General features: G+C 73.7%; 15 protein-coding genes. 11 read left to right on the top strand and 4 right to left on the bottom strand.

Annotation, left to right across the window (positions count from 1 at the left end):
• Positions 1–77 precede the first annotated feature (77 nt).
• On the bottom strand, positions 78–824 hold the full coding sequence (locus AB7F12_RS03930) for a Crp/Fnr family transcriptional regulator (protein ID WP_428516541.1): 747 nt from the start codon (positions 822–824) through the stop codon (positions 78–80).
• 133 nt (positions 825–957) lie between these two features.
• Here AB7F12_RS03930 and AB7F12_RS03925 point away from each other — a divergent pair, with 133 nt between their 5' ends.
• The 4 genes from AB7F12_RS03925 to AB7F12_RS03910 all read left to right on the top strand — a co-directional run bounded on the left by AB7F12_RS03925 (position 958) and on the right by AB7F12_RS03910 (position 5,007).
• Positions 958–1,632, top strand: a complete 675-nt coding sequence (locus tag AB7F12_RS03925; protein WP_428516543.1) for a haloacid dehalogenase type II — start codon at positions 958–960, stop codon at positions 1,630–1,632.
• 38 nt (positions 1,633–1,670) lie between these two features.
• Complete coding sequence (locus AB7F12_RS03920; protein ID WP_428516545.1) at positions 1,671–2,066, top strand: SRPBCC family protein; 396 nt, start codon at positions 1,671–1,673, stop codon at positions 2,064–2,066.
• A gap of 77 nt (positions 2,067–2,143) precedes the next feature.
• On the top strand, positions 2,144–3,547 hold the full coding sequence (locus AB7F12_RS03915; protein WP_428516547.1) for a radical SAM protein: 1,404 nt from the start codon (positions 2,144–2,146) through the stop codon (positions 3,545–3,547).
• Positions 3,544–5,007, top strand: coding sequence for a dihydrolipoyl dehydrogenase family protein (locus AB7F12_RS03910; RefSeq protein WP_428516549.1), 1,464 nt, complete (start codon positions 3,544–3,546; stop codon positions 5,005–5,007). The genes AB7F12_RS03915 and AB7F12_RS03910 overlap by 4 nt, the downstream gene beginning before the upstream one ends.
• Here the strand turns inward: AB7F12_RS03910 and AB7F12_RS03905 are convergent.
• Together AB7F12_RS03905 and AB7F12_RS03900 are read right to left on the bottom strand one after the other, a co-directional pair.
• Positions 4,989–5,627 carry a hypothetical protein gene (locus tag AB7F12_RS03905; RefSeq protein ID WP_428516551.1) on the bottom strand — a complete coding sequence of 213 codons (639 nt, stop codon included), beginning with the start codon at positions 5,625–5,627 and terminating at the stop codon, positions 4,989–4,991. The two genes, AB7F12_RS03910 and AB7F12_RS03905, sit on opposite strands and share 19 nt — an antisense overlap.
• Positions 5,627–6,331, bottom strand: a complete 705-nt coding sequence (locus AB7F12_RS03900) for a TVP38/TMEM64 family protein (protein WP_428516552.1) — start codon at positions 6,329–6,331, stop codon at positions 5,627–5,629. Before AB7F12_RS03900 ends, AB7F12_RS03905 begins: the two co-directional genes overlap by 1 nt.
• 120 nt (positions 6,332–6,451) lie before the next feature.
• Here AB7F12_RS03900 and AB7F12_RS03895 point away from each other — a divergent pair, with 120 nt between their 5' ends.
• From AB7F12_RS03895 to AB7F12_RS03865, 7 genes are all read left to right on the top strand, one after another.
• Positions 6,452–7,666 (top strand): ABC transporter substrate-binding protein, encoded by a 1,215-nt coding sequence (locus AB7F12_RS03895; RefSeq protein WP_428516554.1) that lies wholly within the window; start codon positions 6,452–6,454, stop codon positions 7,664–7,666.
• A complete protein-coding gene (locus AB7F12_RS03890) occupies positions 7,663–8,544 on the top strand; it encodes an ABC transporter permease subunit (protein WP_428516556.1) in 882 nt (293 codons plus the stop codon). Before AB7F12_RS03895 ends, AB7F12_RS03890 begins: the two co-directional genes overlap by 4 nt.
• Positions 8,541–9,326 carry an ABC transporter permease gene (locus AB7F12_RS03885; protein ID WP_428516558.1) on the top strand — a complete coding sequence of 262 codons (786 nt, stop codon included), beginning with the start codon at positions 8,541–8,543 and terminating at the stop codon, positions 9,324–9,326. Before AB7F12_RS03890 ends, AB7F12_RS03885 begins: the two co-directional genes overlap by 4 nt.
• Before the next feature lie 98 nt (positions 9,327–9,424).
• Positions 9,425–10,477, top strand: a complete 1,053-nt coding sequence (locus tag AB7F12_RS03880) for an ABC transporter ATP-binding protein (protein ID WP_428516560.1) — start codon at positions 9,425–9,427, stop codon at positions 10,475–10,477.
• Positions 10,470–10,598 (top strand): hypothetical protein, encoded by a 129-nt coding sequence (locus tag AB7F12_RS03875; RefSeq protein WP_428516562.1) that lies wholly within the window; start codon positions 10,470–10,472, stop codon positions 10,596–10,598. Before AB7F12_RS03880 ends, AB7F12_RS03875 begins: the two co-directional genes overlap by 8 nt.
• Positions 10,599–10,625: 27 nt before the next feature.
• Entirely contained in the window at positions 10,626–11,012 is a 387-nt protein-coding gene (locus tag AB7F12_RS03870; protein ID WP_428516564.1) for a hypothetical protein, read from the top strand.
• A 1,387-nt stretch (positions 11,013–12,399) separates the two neighbouring features.
• Complete coding sequence (locus AB7F12_RS03865) at positions 12,400–13,296, top strand: hypothetical protein (RefSeq protein WP_428516566.1); 897 nt, start codon at positions 12,400–12,402, stop codon at positions 13,294–13,296.
• Here the strand turns inward: AB7F12_RS03865 and AB7F12_RS03860 are convergent.
• Entirely contained in the window at positions 13,274–13,930 is a 657-nt protein-coding gene (locus AB7F12_RS03860) for an HAD family hydrolase (RefSeq protein ID WP_428501393.1), read from the bottom strand. The two genes, AB7F12_RS03865 and AB7F12_RS03860, sit on opposite strands and share 23 nt — an antisense overlap.
• Positions 13,931–14,210: the final 280 nt, after the last annotated feature.

The raw sequence follows: 14,210 nt of genomic DNA, 5'->3' as shown, positions 1-14,210 counted from the left end.
CGACTGTCGTGCTCGTACTACCGGGGTAACCGGGACCGGCCGAGGACCACACCGGCAGTGTCAGCGAGCCGACAGGTTCAGGCCGACCGGATCCGCCGGAGAGCCGCGACGTCGTTCAGTCGCACCGAGGAGTAGCCGACCTCGACGTGCCCGTTTCGCTCGAAGTCCTTGAGGATCTTGTTGAGCGAGGGTCGGGCGACGCCGAGCATCGCGGCCAGGGTGCGTTGCGGCAGGCGCACCACCCCGTTGCCGTCCGGGTCGTGATCCGCTTCGTCGAGCAGCAGCCCGGCCAGCTGGGCGGGCAGCGGTCGGCCGAGCAGGGCGATGAGCCGTTCGTGGCTGGCGGCGAGGCGTTGCGCGACGCTGGAGAGCCACCGGCGGGCGATCGCGGGGTGCCGGGCGAGCAGGTTCTCGAAGTCCGCGGGGCGCAGGTGCAGGCAGGTGACCGGGTCGACGGCGCGCGCGGCGTAGGGCAGGGGCAGGCCGAGCAGCAGCGGGATGTCGCCCTCGACGTCGCCGGGGCGGAGCACCCCGACCACGACCCGGTTGCTCCCGGAGGCGACGCTGAGCTCGACCTGGCCCGACCGGATGATCCAGACCCCGGGGTCGGACCTGGTCGACGTGCCGAACAGCGGCTGCCCGGCGGCCAGGTCGACGGGTTGCAGGGTCGCGGCCAGCGCGGCCACGTCGGCCGGGGCGAGCGGTGCGTTGGCGCCCCGCCCGACGCAGCGCGCGACCCACGCCGCGTCGCGGACGGTGGCGTCAGCGGTCACCGATCCGGCGCGGGCGGTCCTCAGCGCCTCCGACCACCGGCTGAACTCCACACTCCGATGGTGTCATCTCGCTGACATTCCCTGATTGGGGGCCGGTGTAGGCGGGTTCCCTGCTCTGGTCAGCGGCCACCGCGTCCGGGGTGGATCCTCGCTCCGCCCAACATGTCCTGCAGAAGGAGCCCCCGTGGTCCACCGCCCGCACACTGTCGCCTTCGACGTCGTGGAGACCCTGATCTCGCTGGAGCCGTTGCGCCGACGGTTCGTCGAGATCGGGCTGCACGCCTCGACGCTGGAGCGCTGGTTCGACCGGATGCTGCGCGACGGCATGGCGTTGACCCTGGCCGGGGACTACGAACCGTTCCCCGCGGTCGGCCAGGCCGCGTTGCGGGTGATCGGCGGCGGTCGGCTTTCCGACGAGGACGTGGCGCACGTGATGGACGGGTTCGCGACGCTGCCCGCCCAGCCCGACGCCGAGCAGGCGATGCAGGTGCTCACCGACGCCGGCATCTCGGTGGTGTGCCTGAGCAACGGGGCACGGGAGACCACCGAGGCGTTCCTGGGCCGCAGCGGCCTGGACCGGTTCGTCGACCAGGTGATCAGCGTCGCCGACGTGCGGATGTGGAAGCCGCCGCGTGCGGTCTACGAGCACGCGCTGACCCGGATCGGACGTCCGGCGCAGGAGGTGGCGCTGGTGGCGGTGCACGCCTTCGACTGCCACGGCGCCCACGCCGCCGGGCTCACCACCGGGTGGGCGGGGCGGCTGGAGCGGCACTACGCGGAGATCTTCACCCCCGCCGACGTGCTCGGCGACGACCTGGTGGACGTGGCCAAGGCTCTCACGGCTCTGCCCGCCCGCTGAACGATGACGCAACACCCGAGAAGAAGGAGCAGTATCTAATGGCAACCCTGCGTACCCACCTGACGATCGACCGTCCGGCCGACGAGGTGTGGTCGGTGGTGAGCGACGCCGGCAGCATCTCGGCGTGGTTCCCGATGGTGAAGACCTCGGAGGCTGGTGGCGGCGAGCGGCACTGCATGCTCGACGGCGACGTCCCGCTCGACGAGGAGATCGTCACCAACGACGCCGACCTGCGCCGCTTCCAGTACCGGATCGTCGGCGGCGGGGTCCCGGTGGAGTCGCACCTCGGCACGGTCGACGTGCTCGAGCAGGGCGGCGTCAGCCTGGTCGTCTACAGCACCGAGGTCACCCCCGACGAGGTCGCGGGCACCCTCGGTCCGGCGATCGAGGACGGCCTTCAGGGGCTGAAGTCCTACTGCGAGTCGCGCGGCTGAGAGTTCGTGGAAGATCGGTGACCCGGCCCGGGTTCCCTGCGCGACCACCACCGTCGGCGCAGGAAAGGGATCACGACGTGTTCGATCGGTTACGCGAGTGGGAGCGGCGGACCCGGCCCGCCGACCCCGCGTTCGCCGCGGTGCTGGCGCATCGCTGGGCGGAGCTGCCCGACGTGGTGAAGACCCCGGGCCAGGTGCTGGGCCGGTTCGGGCCGGGGTGCGAGGGCACACACGGCGTGTTCCCGGCCTGCAACCTCGCCTGCACGCCCTGCTACCACTCGCGCGACGCCAACCGGGTCCGCGTCGACGGCGCGCACACCCGCGAGCAGGTGCAGGCACAGATGGCCGTGCTGCAACGGCTGCGCGGGCCGCGGGCGCACGCGCAGCTCATCGGCGGCGAGGTGACGCTGCTGCCGCCCGACGACCACGCCGCGGCGCTGCTGATCATGCGCCGGCACGGGCGCGAGCCGATGAGCATGACCCACGGCGACATCGACGACGACTACCTCGACCGGCTCGTCCTGGGCCCGGACGGGCGCAGGCGGCTGGACCGGGTGTCGTTCGCGGGGCACTTCGACTCGTTAATGTTCGGCCGCCGCGGCATCCCGCGCCCGCCCGACGAGACGTCGCTGCACCCGTACCGGCGCCAGTTCGTCGCGCGGTTCGCCCGGCTGCGCCGCGAACACGGGGTGCGCTCGTTCCTGGCGCACAACATGACGGTCACCCCGGCCAATGTGGGGCAGGTGGCCGACGTCGTCCGGGAGGTAGGGGCGATGGGGTTCGGCATGCTGTCGTTCCAGCCTGCCGCCTTCGTCGGCGACGACCGGCGCTGGCGCGAGGAGTACCGCGCCGGGGACGTGAGTGCCGACGCGGTGTGGGCGCAGATCGAGCGCGGGGCCGGCACCCGGCTCGATCACCGGGTGTTCGAGAACGGCGACGTGCGCTGCAACCGCACCGCCTACGGGTTCGTCGTTGGGCCGCGCTGGTACCCGGTGCTCGACGGCGCCGATCCCCGCGACCTGCGCGTCCGGGACGAGGTCTTCCGCCGGCTCTCCGGGATCGGGTTCGCCGCCACACCCCGGCCGCTGCTGGCGGTGAAGCTGGCGCGGCTGGTGGCGCGGCACCCGCGCGTCCTGGCCGTGGCGCTCGGCTGGGCGGTGCGCACGGTGCGCAGGGTCGGGCTACGACCGCTACTGCGCCACGGCGCCCGCCCGGTGACGTTCGTGATGCACCGGTTCATGGACGCCGTCGACGTCGCACCCGCCTGGGAGCTCACGCAGCAGGGCATCGTGAGCGACGACCCGCGGCTGCGGGAGACCCAGGAACGGCTGGCCGCGTGCCACTACGCGATGGCCCACCCCGAGACCGGGACGCTCGTCCCGGCCTGCGTGCAGCACAGCCTGCTGGACCCGAAGGAGAACGCCGAGTTGACCGTACTGCTCCCGATGCCCACCGCCCGCCGCCGGAACGGAACCCGATGACCTCATCAGCCCTCCCGCCGCCGCCCGATGGGAGCGCATGGGACCTGCTCGTTATCGGCGGCGGCACCGCGGGCCTGGTCGGGGCGCGCACGGCCGCGTCGTTCGGGGCTTCGGTACTGATGGTGGAGCGCGAGCGCCCTGGCGGGGACTGCCTGTGGACGGGCTGCGTCCCGAGCAAAGCGTTGCTCGCCGCGGCGTCGGCCGCGGCGGACGCCCGCGGCGCCGCCCGGCTCGGGGTGCACGTCGACGGGGTCCGGGTCGCGTTCGACGAGGTGATGGCCCACGTGCGGGCCGCGATCGCGACGATCGAGCCCGTGGACTCGCCGGAGGCGATGCGCGCTGCGGATGTCGTGTACGCGGCCGGGACAGCGATGTTCACCGGATCGGCGACGGCCGAGGTCGACGGCCGGCAGCTGCGGTTCCGGCAGGCGCTGGTCGCCACCGGATCCGACCCGGCGATCCCACCGATCCCCGGGCTCGCCGAGGCCGACCCGCTGACCAGCGACTCGGTGTGGGACCTCACCGAGCGGCCCGACCGGCTCGTCGTGCTCGGCGGCGGCACGATCGGCTGCGAGCTGGGACAGGCCTTCGCCCGCCTCGGCAGCACCGTCACGATCGTCGAGGCCGCCGAGCGGATCCTGGGCAACGAGGACCCCGACGCCGCCCGGTTGGTGGCCGACGCGCTGGCCCGCGACGGCGCGACGGTACTGACCGGGACCCCTGTCACCGCGGTGGACGGGGCCGAGGTGGTGCTCGGCGACGGGCGCCGGATCCCCGCGGACCGGGTGCTCGTCGCCGTGGGCCGCCGCCCCGACACCGGCGGCCTCGGGCTCGCCGCGGCCGGTGTCGCCACCGACGACCGGGGGTTCGTCGCCGTCGACGCGCACCTGCGCACCGGCAACCCGCGGATCTGGGCGGCCGGGGACGTCACCGGCCACCCGCAGTTCACCCACGTCGCGGGGGTGCACGGATCGACTGCGGCGTCCAACGCGGTGCTGGGGGTGCGTCGGGCCGCCGAGGTCACCGCGATCCCGCGCGTCACGTTCACCTCCCCGGAGGTCGCGTCGGTCGGGGTGCCCGCGGGCTCCCCCGGCACGACCACCCGCACCCGGTGGCACGACGAGGTCGATCGGGCGATCGTCGAGGGCCGCACCATGGGTTTCACCCGGCTGGTGCTCGACCGGCGCGGCCGCGTCGTCGGGGCGACAGTCGTCGGCCCGCGGGCGGGGGAGACCCTGGCCGAGCTCACCCTGGCCGTCCACCGGGGACTGCGGGCCCGGGACCTGGCCGGGGTCATGCACCCCTATCCCACCTGGGGCGACGGCCCGTGGAACGCCGCCGTCGCCGAGGTCCGCGAGCAGCTGGCCGGACCGGTAGCGCAGCGCGCCACACACACGGCCACCGCGCTGCGCCGCCGCTGGCTGGACCGGGGCGCGGGGTCTCACCGCAGCGCGCGGTAACCCGCCACGATCCGGTGGGCGGCGCTCACGCCCACCACCGCGGCCCACACCACCGCGATCTGCGGCGCCCAGAACGGCAGCAGCAGCCACAGGGTGTGCACCAGGATCGTCTCGCCGCCCTCGGCGAGGCCACCGAGGAACGACAGCGACCGGCCGTCGTCGAGGGCGCGCCCGGAGCGCTCGGCGATGGAGGAGAAGGCCAGGAAGGCCGTCCCGTTGACGTAGTAGGCGAGCAGCACCAGCAGGAACGGCCATAGCGGGCCGCCACTTCCGATCCCGACCCCCACCACGGTGGCGCCGTAGACGGTGAAGTCGGCGGTGATGTCGAAGAACCCGCCCGCTCCCGCGTCGCCCTCTCCTCGGGCGCCGGCCCCCGCGGCCTGAGCGGTACGACGCCGGCGCCGGGCGAGCGGGCCGTCCAGCCCGTCGGCGAGCCGGGAGACCAGCCACAGCAGCACCGCCGCGGTCCACCAGCCGGTTGCGGCGGTCGCGGCGCTGCCCAGGCCGAGCACCAGCCCGGCGGCGGTGATCCGGTCCGGGGTGACGGCGGGGACGTCGAGCGCGCCGGCCGCGCGGTCCAGCGGGCGTTCCAGCAGCCGGCGGGCGCGGGCGTCGAACATCAGGTGGCCGGTTCGGCGCGGCGGCGTCGGGCGACGACGAGCCCGGCTACCGACAACGCGACGAGCCCACCGACGGCGAGCAGGAACGGCAGCGAGCCCGGCTCGGTTCCGAACGCGCCGATCGCGACGAAGGCAGTGGCCCCGGGCAGGATCCCGACCGCGGTGCCCACGACGTAGTCGCGGGTACGGACGGCGGTGAGGCCGCACAGGTAGTTGAGCGCATTGAACGGCAGCAGCGGAACCAGCCGCACACCGATCACGGCGAGCAGGCCGCGACGGCGCAGCAGCGCGTCGAGGCGGCGCAGCCGGTCGCTGTCGACCCGCTCCACCGCGCGCCGTCCCAGGCCGCGGGACAGCCCGAACGCCCCGACCGCGCTCAGCAGGGCCCCGGCCATGACGACGGCGAGCCCGCCGGCCAGCCCGAACAGCACCCCGGCGGCGATGCTGAGCACGGTGGCCGGGGCGGGAGTGAGGGCCAGCACCGCGTAGAGGCCCGCGTAGACGACCGGGCCGGCCCAGCCCGCCGCGGCCACCCAGGCCCGGACGTCCTCGACCGGCGGGATCCCGACCGAGACGGCCACGGCCACCCCGATCCCGAGCAGGGCCACCAGCACCAGCGGGCGGATCCACCATCGGTCGGTCCGGTCGCCGGGCGCGGAGCTGTCGTCGGAAGGGTCGTCGTCCACACCGATCGGAACCCGCACCGCGGGTGGATCTCTTCCCCGAAGGCGGAAGCATCTGCCCGCCCGCCGGGTTCCCCTCCCGACCCACACCGGCCGAGCGAGACCGGCCGGGCTCCCCCTGCGCCCCACGGAGGCCCTGACGTGCGCCGACTCGTCGCCCTGCTCTGCGGTGCCACCGCGTTGCTGACCGCGTGCGCCGCACCCGCGCCGACCGGCCCCGCGGCACCCGACGCCGCGGACTGGCCCGCCGTGCTCGAGCAGGCCCGCGGCACCACGCTGGACTGGTACATGTACACCGGCGACGAGGCGATCAACGCCGTGGTGGGGGGCTACGTCGCCCCGCGGCTGGCCGAGGAGTTCGGGGTGACGCTGAACGTGGTGTCGGTGGCCGACACCGGCGACGCGGTGAACAAGGTCCTCGCCGAGCGCCAGGCCGGTCGGGCCGGGTCCGGCACGGTCGACGCGATCTGGATCAACGGGGAGAACTTCGCCACCGGCAGGCAGGCCGACCTATGGGCCTGCGGGTACCCCGAGCAGCTGCCGAACGCGCAGTACGTGGACCTCACCGCGCCCGCGGTGGCCACCGACTTCGGGGTGCCCGTCGACGGTTGCGAGGCGGCCTGGCAGCAGGCCAATTCCGCGCTCGTCTACGACAGCGCCGCGCTGGGTGCGGCCGACGTCGCCTCGCTCACCGCCCTGACCGGCTGGGCGCGGGCCAACCCGGGCCGTTTCACCTACCCGGCCCCGCCGGACTTCACAGGCTCGATGGCCGTGCGGACCTTCCTCTACGACACCGCGGGTGACCCCGCCGCGCTCACCGGCCCGCTCGACCCGGCGCTCGCCGACGAGCTGTGGACCCGCCTCGACGAGCTGGAGCCCGCTCTGTGGCGGGGCGGGGAGACCTATCCGACCAGCCAGGACGCCGTGGAGCAGCTCTACGCCTCCGGCGAGATCTCCGCCTACTTCACCTACGGCCCGGGCACCGTGTCGTCGAAGGTCGCCGACGGCGTCTTCCCGGCGGGCACCCGCACGACCGTGCCGGACGTCGGGAACATCGCGAACACCAGCTACCTCGCGATCGCCGCCGACGCCGCCGACCGGGCCGCCGCGCTGGTGCTGGCGAACCTGCTGCAGGACCCGCGGACGCAGCTGCGGTTCTACGCCGACGGCGGGATCTACCCGGTGATCGACCTCGACCGGGTGCCTGCCGACCTCCGCGCGCAGTTCGCTGCCGTCGACCTCGGCCCGTCGGTCCTGCCGCTCACCGAGCTGACCGCCCGCGCGGTCCCCGAACTCGGCGCCGAGCAGGCCGCGGCGGTCGACGACGGATGGACGGCGCAGGTGCTGCAGCGGTGAGCCTGGCGACACGCCCGGCCCGGCTGCCCCGCGGGCTGCGCATCGCGCTGCTGCTCACGCCCGCGCTGGTGGTCGTCGTCGGGCTGTTCGGCGGCGGGCTCGCGCAGGCCGTGGCGCAGAGCCTCGGCTACCAGCCGTTCCTCCCCGGCCGGGAGCTCTCGCTCGACGCCTACCGCGCGCTGTGGGCCGACCCGGCCGTTCGCGCGTCGATCGGGATCACGCTGCGGGTCGCGCTGATCTCCACCGCGGCGGCCGCGGTGCTCGGGACGGCCGCCGCGCTGCTGGTGCGGTCGCTGGGCCGGCACCGGCGACGGTTCGCGGCACTGGTGCAGGTGACGCTGCCGCTGCCGCATGCCGTCGCCGCGCTGGCGATGATCCTGCTGCTCGGGCAGAGCGGCGCGCTGTCGCGGGTCGCGGCCGCGCTCGGGCTGGTCGAGGACCCGTCGGGGTTCCCGGCGCTGACCCAGGACGCGTTCGGCTGGGGGATCATCGGGTCCTACATGTGGAAGGAGGCGCCGTTCGTGGCCGTCGTGGTGCTGGCCGCGCTGTCGTCGGGGGTGGCCGAGCTGGAGGACGCCGCCCGCGCGCTCGGCGCAACCGCCGCGCAGCGGATGCGGCACGTGCTCGCCCCGGTGCTGGCACCCGCGGTCGCCGCGGCGTCGGTGCTGGTGTTCGCCTTCACCCTCGGCTCCTACGAGGTGCCGTTCCTGCTCGGGCGCCCCTTCCCGGCGACCCTGCCGGTGGTGGCCTACCAGCAGTTCCGCGACCCGGACCTGTCCGCGCGGCCGCTCGCGATGGCGATCGCCGTGGTCACCGCGCTGCTCGTCGGGGCCTGCGCGGTGGCGTACCTGTCGCTGAGCGAACGGCTGCGGCGGTGAGGCGTGGGGCGGGCGCCGGCCTGCTCGCCGTCGGGCTGCTCGCGCCACTGGTCCCGCTGCTGCTGTGGGCGGTGGCGGGCGAGTTCCGTTATCCCGCGCTGCTGCCGACCTTCTCCGGTCGCGGCCTCGCCCTGCTGGGCGACGACGCCGTCCGCTCCGCGCTGGGCACCTCCGTGCTGATCGCGTCGAGCGTGGCCGCGGTGGCGACGCTCGTCGGGGCGGCGGCCGGCCGGGCGCTCGGGCTGTACGCGTTCCGGGGGCGGCGGGCGGTCCAGCTGCTGCTCCTCGCCCCGGTGCTCGTCCCGACGCTGGCGGTGACCCTGGGCATCCAGGTGTTCTTCATCCGCTACGGCCTCGCCGACACCGTTGCCGGGGTGGTGCTGGTGCAGCTGATCCCGACGGTCCCCTACGCGAGCCTGGTGATGGCGGCGTCGTTCGCGTCGTTCGACCCGGACGTCGAGGACGCCGGGCGGGTCCTCGGCGCCGGCCCGCTGCGCCGGCTGCGGCACGTGACGCTGCCCGCCGTCGCCCCGGGCTTGGCCGTGGCCGCGCTGTTCGCGTTCCTGATCTCCTGGAGCGAGTACATCCTCACCCTGCTGATCGGCGGGGGCACCGTGGCGACGCTGCCGCTGCTGCTGTTCGCCGCCATCGGCTCGGCCGACCTCACCGCGGCGGCGGCGCTGTCGCTGGTGATCGCCGCGCCGCCGCTGCTGCTGGTGGGGCTCACCGCGCGGTTGCTCACCGGGGACCGGGCGGCCGTCGTCGGGTTCGGCCGCCTGTGATGCGGCTGCGCCGCCCGTGCGCGGAAACCGCGGTCAGGACCACGATTTCCGCTCACGAGCCCCGGAGGGGCGGGGAGCTGGTCGTCGACGGGCTGCGGGTGGCCTACGAACCGGGCGTCCCGGTCGTCGACGGGATCGACCTGGCCGTGCCCGCGGGCACGCTGACCGCGCTGCTCGGCCCGTCGGGCTGCGGCAAGACCACGGTGCTCAAGGTCGTCGCCGGGCTGCTCACCGCGGGCGCGGGCGAGGTGAGCGTCGACGGGATCTCCCTCACCGCGACGCCCGCCGAGCGCCGGCCGGTGGGCATGGTGTTCCAGAAGCCGCTGCTGTTCGGCCATCTCACCGTCGGCGACAACGTCGCGTTCGGGCTGCGGATGCGCGGGGCCGGGCGGGCGGCGCGGCGCCGGCGGGTGGCGGAGATGCTGGAGCTCGTCGGGCTGCCGGAGCTGGCCGGGCGCCGGGTCGGGGAGCTGTCCGGCGGGCAGGAGCAGCGGGTGGCGCTGGCCAGGGCGCTGGTGCTCGACCCGCGGGTGCTGCTGCTCGACGAGCCGTTCTCCGCGCTCGACGCCGAGCTGCGGCACCGGATGCGGGAGCTGGTCCGCCGGGTGCAGCGGGAGCTGTCGATCACCATGCTGTTCGTGACCCACGACCAGCAGGAGGCGGTCGACCTCGCCGACGCCGTGGTGCTCATGCTCGACGGCCGGGTCGAGGGCGCCGGGACGCCGTCGTCGTTCTACACCGACCCGCCGACGCTGGCCGCCGCCCGGTTCTTCGGCGCGACCAACGAGGTCCCCGGCACCGCGACCGGGTCGGCGTTCACGTGCCCGCTCGGCGAGCTGCAGCTCGGCCGTCCCGCACCCGACGGGCCCGGGGTACTCGTCGTCCGCCCCGAGACCGTGCGCCTGCTCGGCGCCGACGGCCCCCCGAACACCGTCACCGCCACCGTGCGCGAGACGCGGTTCCGCGGCACCCACCGCACCGTCGTCGCGGTCGCGGCCGGAACGGTGCTCACCGCGACCGTGGCACCCGCCGTCCCCGTCGAGGCGGGCGACCGCGTCCACCTCCAGCTCCCCCCGGCCGCCTGCCGGGTGCTGCCCACCACCGCACTTCCGACCGTCACCACCACCGAGAACGAGGACGCCCGTGCGTGAACAGACCGTCGACACCCCGCTCACGGGTGTCGAGCTGACCGACGTCGCCACTGGCGACCCCGTCGACCTCGGGCGCCTGACCGGCGTGACGGTCGTGACGCTGATCCGGCACCGCTTTTGACTGCCGTGCCAGGAGCACCTGGTCCAGGTGCAGAGCGAGCTCGACGGCGCCGTCCCGCTGGTGGTCGTCGGGTTCAGCCCGGCCGACGCGCTCGCCCCGCTGGGGCGCTACCTCGGACTGACCGGGCTGGTCCTCTCCGATCCCGACCGACTCCTCTACCACCGGCTGGGGCTGCGCCGGGCGCCGATCTGGCAGGTCTACTCGCCGGGCACGATCGCCCGCTACGCGCTGCTCAAGCTCCGCGGCGCGACGCTGCACAAGCCGGTGGAGGACACCCGCCAGATGGGCGGCGATGCGCTGGTTGTCGACGGGCGGGTCGAGCGGCTCTGGCGCCCCGCGACCCCCGACGACCGGGCCGCGCCCGCACGCATCGCCGCCGCCGCACGCGAACATGACGGCACTGGTTCGATGTGAATCCGTACTCGGCGGGGTCCTCCGGTCCCATACACGTTGGCGCCGTACTGACCGACAACCGTCCGAAGCCCGCATCCACCGGCGTTCGTGGCAGCCAGAGATCGAGGTGTTCGGCGAGCGCACCGTGATCATTGTGATGCCTGTTCAATGCCGCAGGGCTGGGTGGTCGAGTGCGTGAGCGAGCCTGCCGTGGTCGGGTTCGTCGGCGTCGTCGATCGCCAGCACGACCTCCTCGGCGAGACGGAGGTGGTTCTCGGGTCATTCGTGCCGAACCGCGGATCGGCACGAAACCGCGAACTACCGCCGCGGTGCTGACCATGCGATCCGCCTCGACGAGGACCAACGACAGGACCTGGTCAGGCCGCTGCTGTGCAGCCGGACGGGCACCACCACCGCCGTCCCGTTGGCGGCGCGTTTGGTACCGACCGGCAGGCGTAGGCCTCAGTGACCGTGGCCGTCAACATCACCTCTTGGTTGGGGGCGGTGCGCAGGGTGATCCCGCCCGCATGCCGAAATCATGCTCGAGCGTCGGGAATCGGTCCGGCTCCAGTCCCACAGGTTGGGGGCTACCGGCCCGCGATCGGTTGCTCGCGAGAACCGCGGTGTCCGGTTGAATAGGGTTCGGATCGCGCCCGACCTGCGTGGAGATCACGTGGCTGCCGCGCCGATGCGCTGAGCGCTGGGATCAGGTCCCGGGCCTCCTCGGCGATCACCACGAGGACGCAGGGCCACCGTGACGGCGAAGTCCCACACCCGCCGCAACGGCCGTCCGGCATCGGGCGGTGGGTGGTCAGCAGCCGTTCGGCGGCGCCGTCGTTGCGCGCGAGCAGCAGGGCGGCCTCGGAGATGCAGCCGTGTTCACGCGATCCGGGCGGTGGTTGGCTGGGAGTCATCGGGAGCCGATCTGTCGAGGTAATCCCACTATCGACGCCATCTGATTCCTAAAACAGGCCGTGTAAGGGACATTCAGCGGACGTCCTGGCGTAGTCTGGCGACCTTGATGTCGTAGCCGACGGAGGTATCCATGCCGCGCCCGCCCGGGAACCGGATGCTCAAAGCCGCCCGCCAGGGGAGCGGGTTCGGCTCGCAGGAAGGGCTCGCCGCCGCGCTCACCGCTGCGGCCGAGGAGCTCGGGCTGCGCGGTGTCAGCATCGGGCCGCGGCAGGTGCGTCGGTGGGAGTCCGCTGATCCGCCGTGGCCGCAGCCCCATCACCAGCAGATCCTCACGCACGTGCTCGGCCTGCGAATGGATGAGCTGGGGTTCGTCGCGCCGTGGTCGGAGGGGGAACCGCTACCCGAGAGGCGTCGAACGACCAGTCCGCGACGTTCGACGCCGCCCGGGTCGCGGCAGCGACCGACCCATCCGCCGTCCGTCGCCTCGGACTACGTGGCCGTCACCGTGGCGCATCGGCGGTTGTACTGGTCGGTGGATCCCGCACACCTGCTTACGTCGGTGCTGGAGCAGGTCGGGCTGGGTGCGTTGCTGTTGCGCGAGACCGACGGCACGGTGCGCGAGCGAATCGCCGGCGCGCTCGCCGAGTCGGCGTTGCTCGCGGGCCGTATCGAGTTCTTCGACCTGCGCCGTCCCGACGACGCGGCGGAGACGTTCGTCCGGGCCCTACAGTTTGCCGGCGAGGCCGAGGACCAGTTGCTCGGCGCGGCGATCCTGGCCCACGCCGCCTTCGTTCCCGGCTGGGCGGGGGACCGGGAAGGGGCGACGGAGCGCCTGGCGGCGTCCCGGGCGTATGCGCGCCGCGGAGCCGCCCCCGCGTTCATGCGGGCCTGGATCGACGCCGTCGACGCCGAATGCGCGAGCCGCTGCGGTGACGGGAATGGCGCGCTCAGCCTCATCAGTAGGGCCGAGGCCGAGCTGGCTGCTGACGATGGCCAGCACCCGGTGCCGGACTGGATGAACTGGTTCACCCCGGTCCGGCTGGCGGCGTTCAAGGGCAACACCGAGCTGGCCGCCGGGCAGGTCAAGCGGGCGCGGGCGACCCTGGGCGCCGTGCTCGACACGCTTCCCGTCACCGACGTGAAGCAACGGTCGGTCGTCCTCGGCGATCTGGCCGCCGCCGCGGTGGCTGCCGGCGATGTCGAGGAGGCCTGCCGCCTGGCAGAAGCTGCGTTGGGCGAGCTGTCGCGCACCTGGTACGCGACCGGGATGGACCGCGTCCGGGACGTCCGGCGGTCGCTGAGTCAGTGGCAGGACCAGGCGTGTGTCCGGGCGCTGGACGACCGGCTCTACGGCTGGGCCACGACGCTCAACGCGATCTCGCTCCGATGAGGACCGGCAGTTCGGCCAGGCTGTCGATGCGCACGGCCGGCACGAGGTCGGCGTCCGGGTCCTGCTGTTGGATCACGCCCCACGGGCCGCGACGGATCAGCGCGGTCCGCAGGCCACGTGCGGCGGCCGGTCGGATGTCGTTGTCGAGCCGGTCACCGACGTAGAGGATGCGGTCGGCCGCGCAGGGTGCGGCCGCGATGACGTGGTCGAAGAACGCCGGGTCCGGTTTGGACACGCCCCAGTCGTCCGAGGTGGCGATCATGTCCGTGGGAAGGTCCAGGGACCTGAGGATCCCGCCGGCCCGCACGGTCTGGTTTCCGGCGATGCCCACCCAGCAGCCGGCTGCGCGAAGCGCCGCCAAGGAGGGCCGCACGTCGGGGTAGAGGTCGTCCTCGCCGAACGACTCGGGCAGGCCCGCCTCCGCGCGGGCCTGCCGCTGTTCAGCGAGGTCGAAGCCCGGCGCGAAGACCTGGAAGGTCTCCCGGTAGTCCAGTCCCCGGGCGATCACCGAGCCGAACACCGCGGCGAACGTGTGTCGCGGAACACCGAGCCAGTCGGCCCACGTCCCGTACTCGCGGGTCTCGTCGACAAGGCACTCGCCGACGTCGAACACGACGGCCTCGATCGAATCGATCACCGCACCGTTCTGCCGAGGAGAACCGGCCACGCGGAGCCGACCCGTGCCGTCGATTTCCTGCGCTTGCGCCACGCGTACGTTCTCCTACCACTTGCAGTTGCCGACGAGACGAACTTACCTTCGAGGTGGCCGCCTGGACGGGTGGACGTGATCGAGCAGCCCGGCTGCGCTCCGAACTCGCTCGCAGGTGGGACAGGATCGGCACCGCTTCGGACGCCATCCCCGGTCCGACATCCAGCAGCACCGATGTCTGTCGCTGCGCGCGACCTCGCCTGTC

The organism is Pseudonocardia sp., from assembly GCF_050250275.1.
Taxonomy (GTDB): domain Bacteria; phylum Actinomycetota; class Actinomycetes; order Mycobacteriales; family Pseudonocardiaceae; genus Pseudonocardia.
Note: the sequence above shows the minus strand (reverse complement) of the source record. Positions and strands in the feature narration are given on the sequence as shown.

Bases quoted from the DNA above. Each gene is read 5' to 3' on its own strand.
- AB7F12_RS03920 (WP_428516545.1), top strand. From the start codon at position 1,671: ATGGCAACCCTGCGTACCCACCTGACGATCGACCGTCCGGCCGACGAG.
- AB7F12_RS03910 (WP_428516549.1), top strand. From the start codon at position 3,544: ATGACCTCATCAGCCCTCCCGCCGCCGCCCGATGGGAGCGCATGGGAC.
- AB7F12_RS03905 (WP_428516551.1), bottom strand. From the start codon at position 5,627: ATGTTCGACGCCCGCGCCCGCCGGCTGCTGGAACGCCCGCTGGACCGC.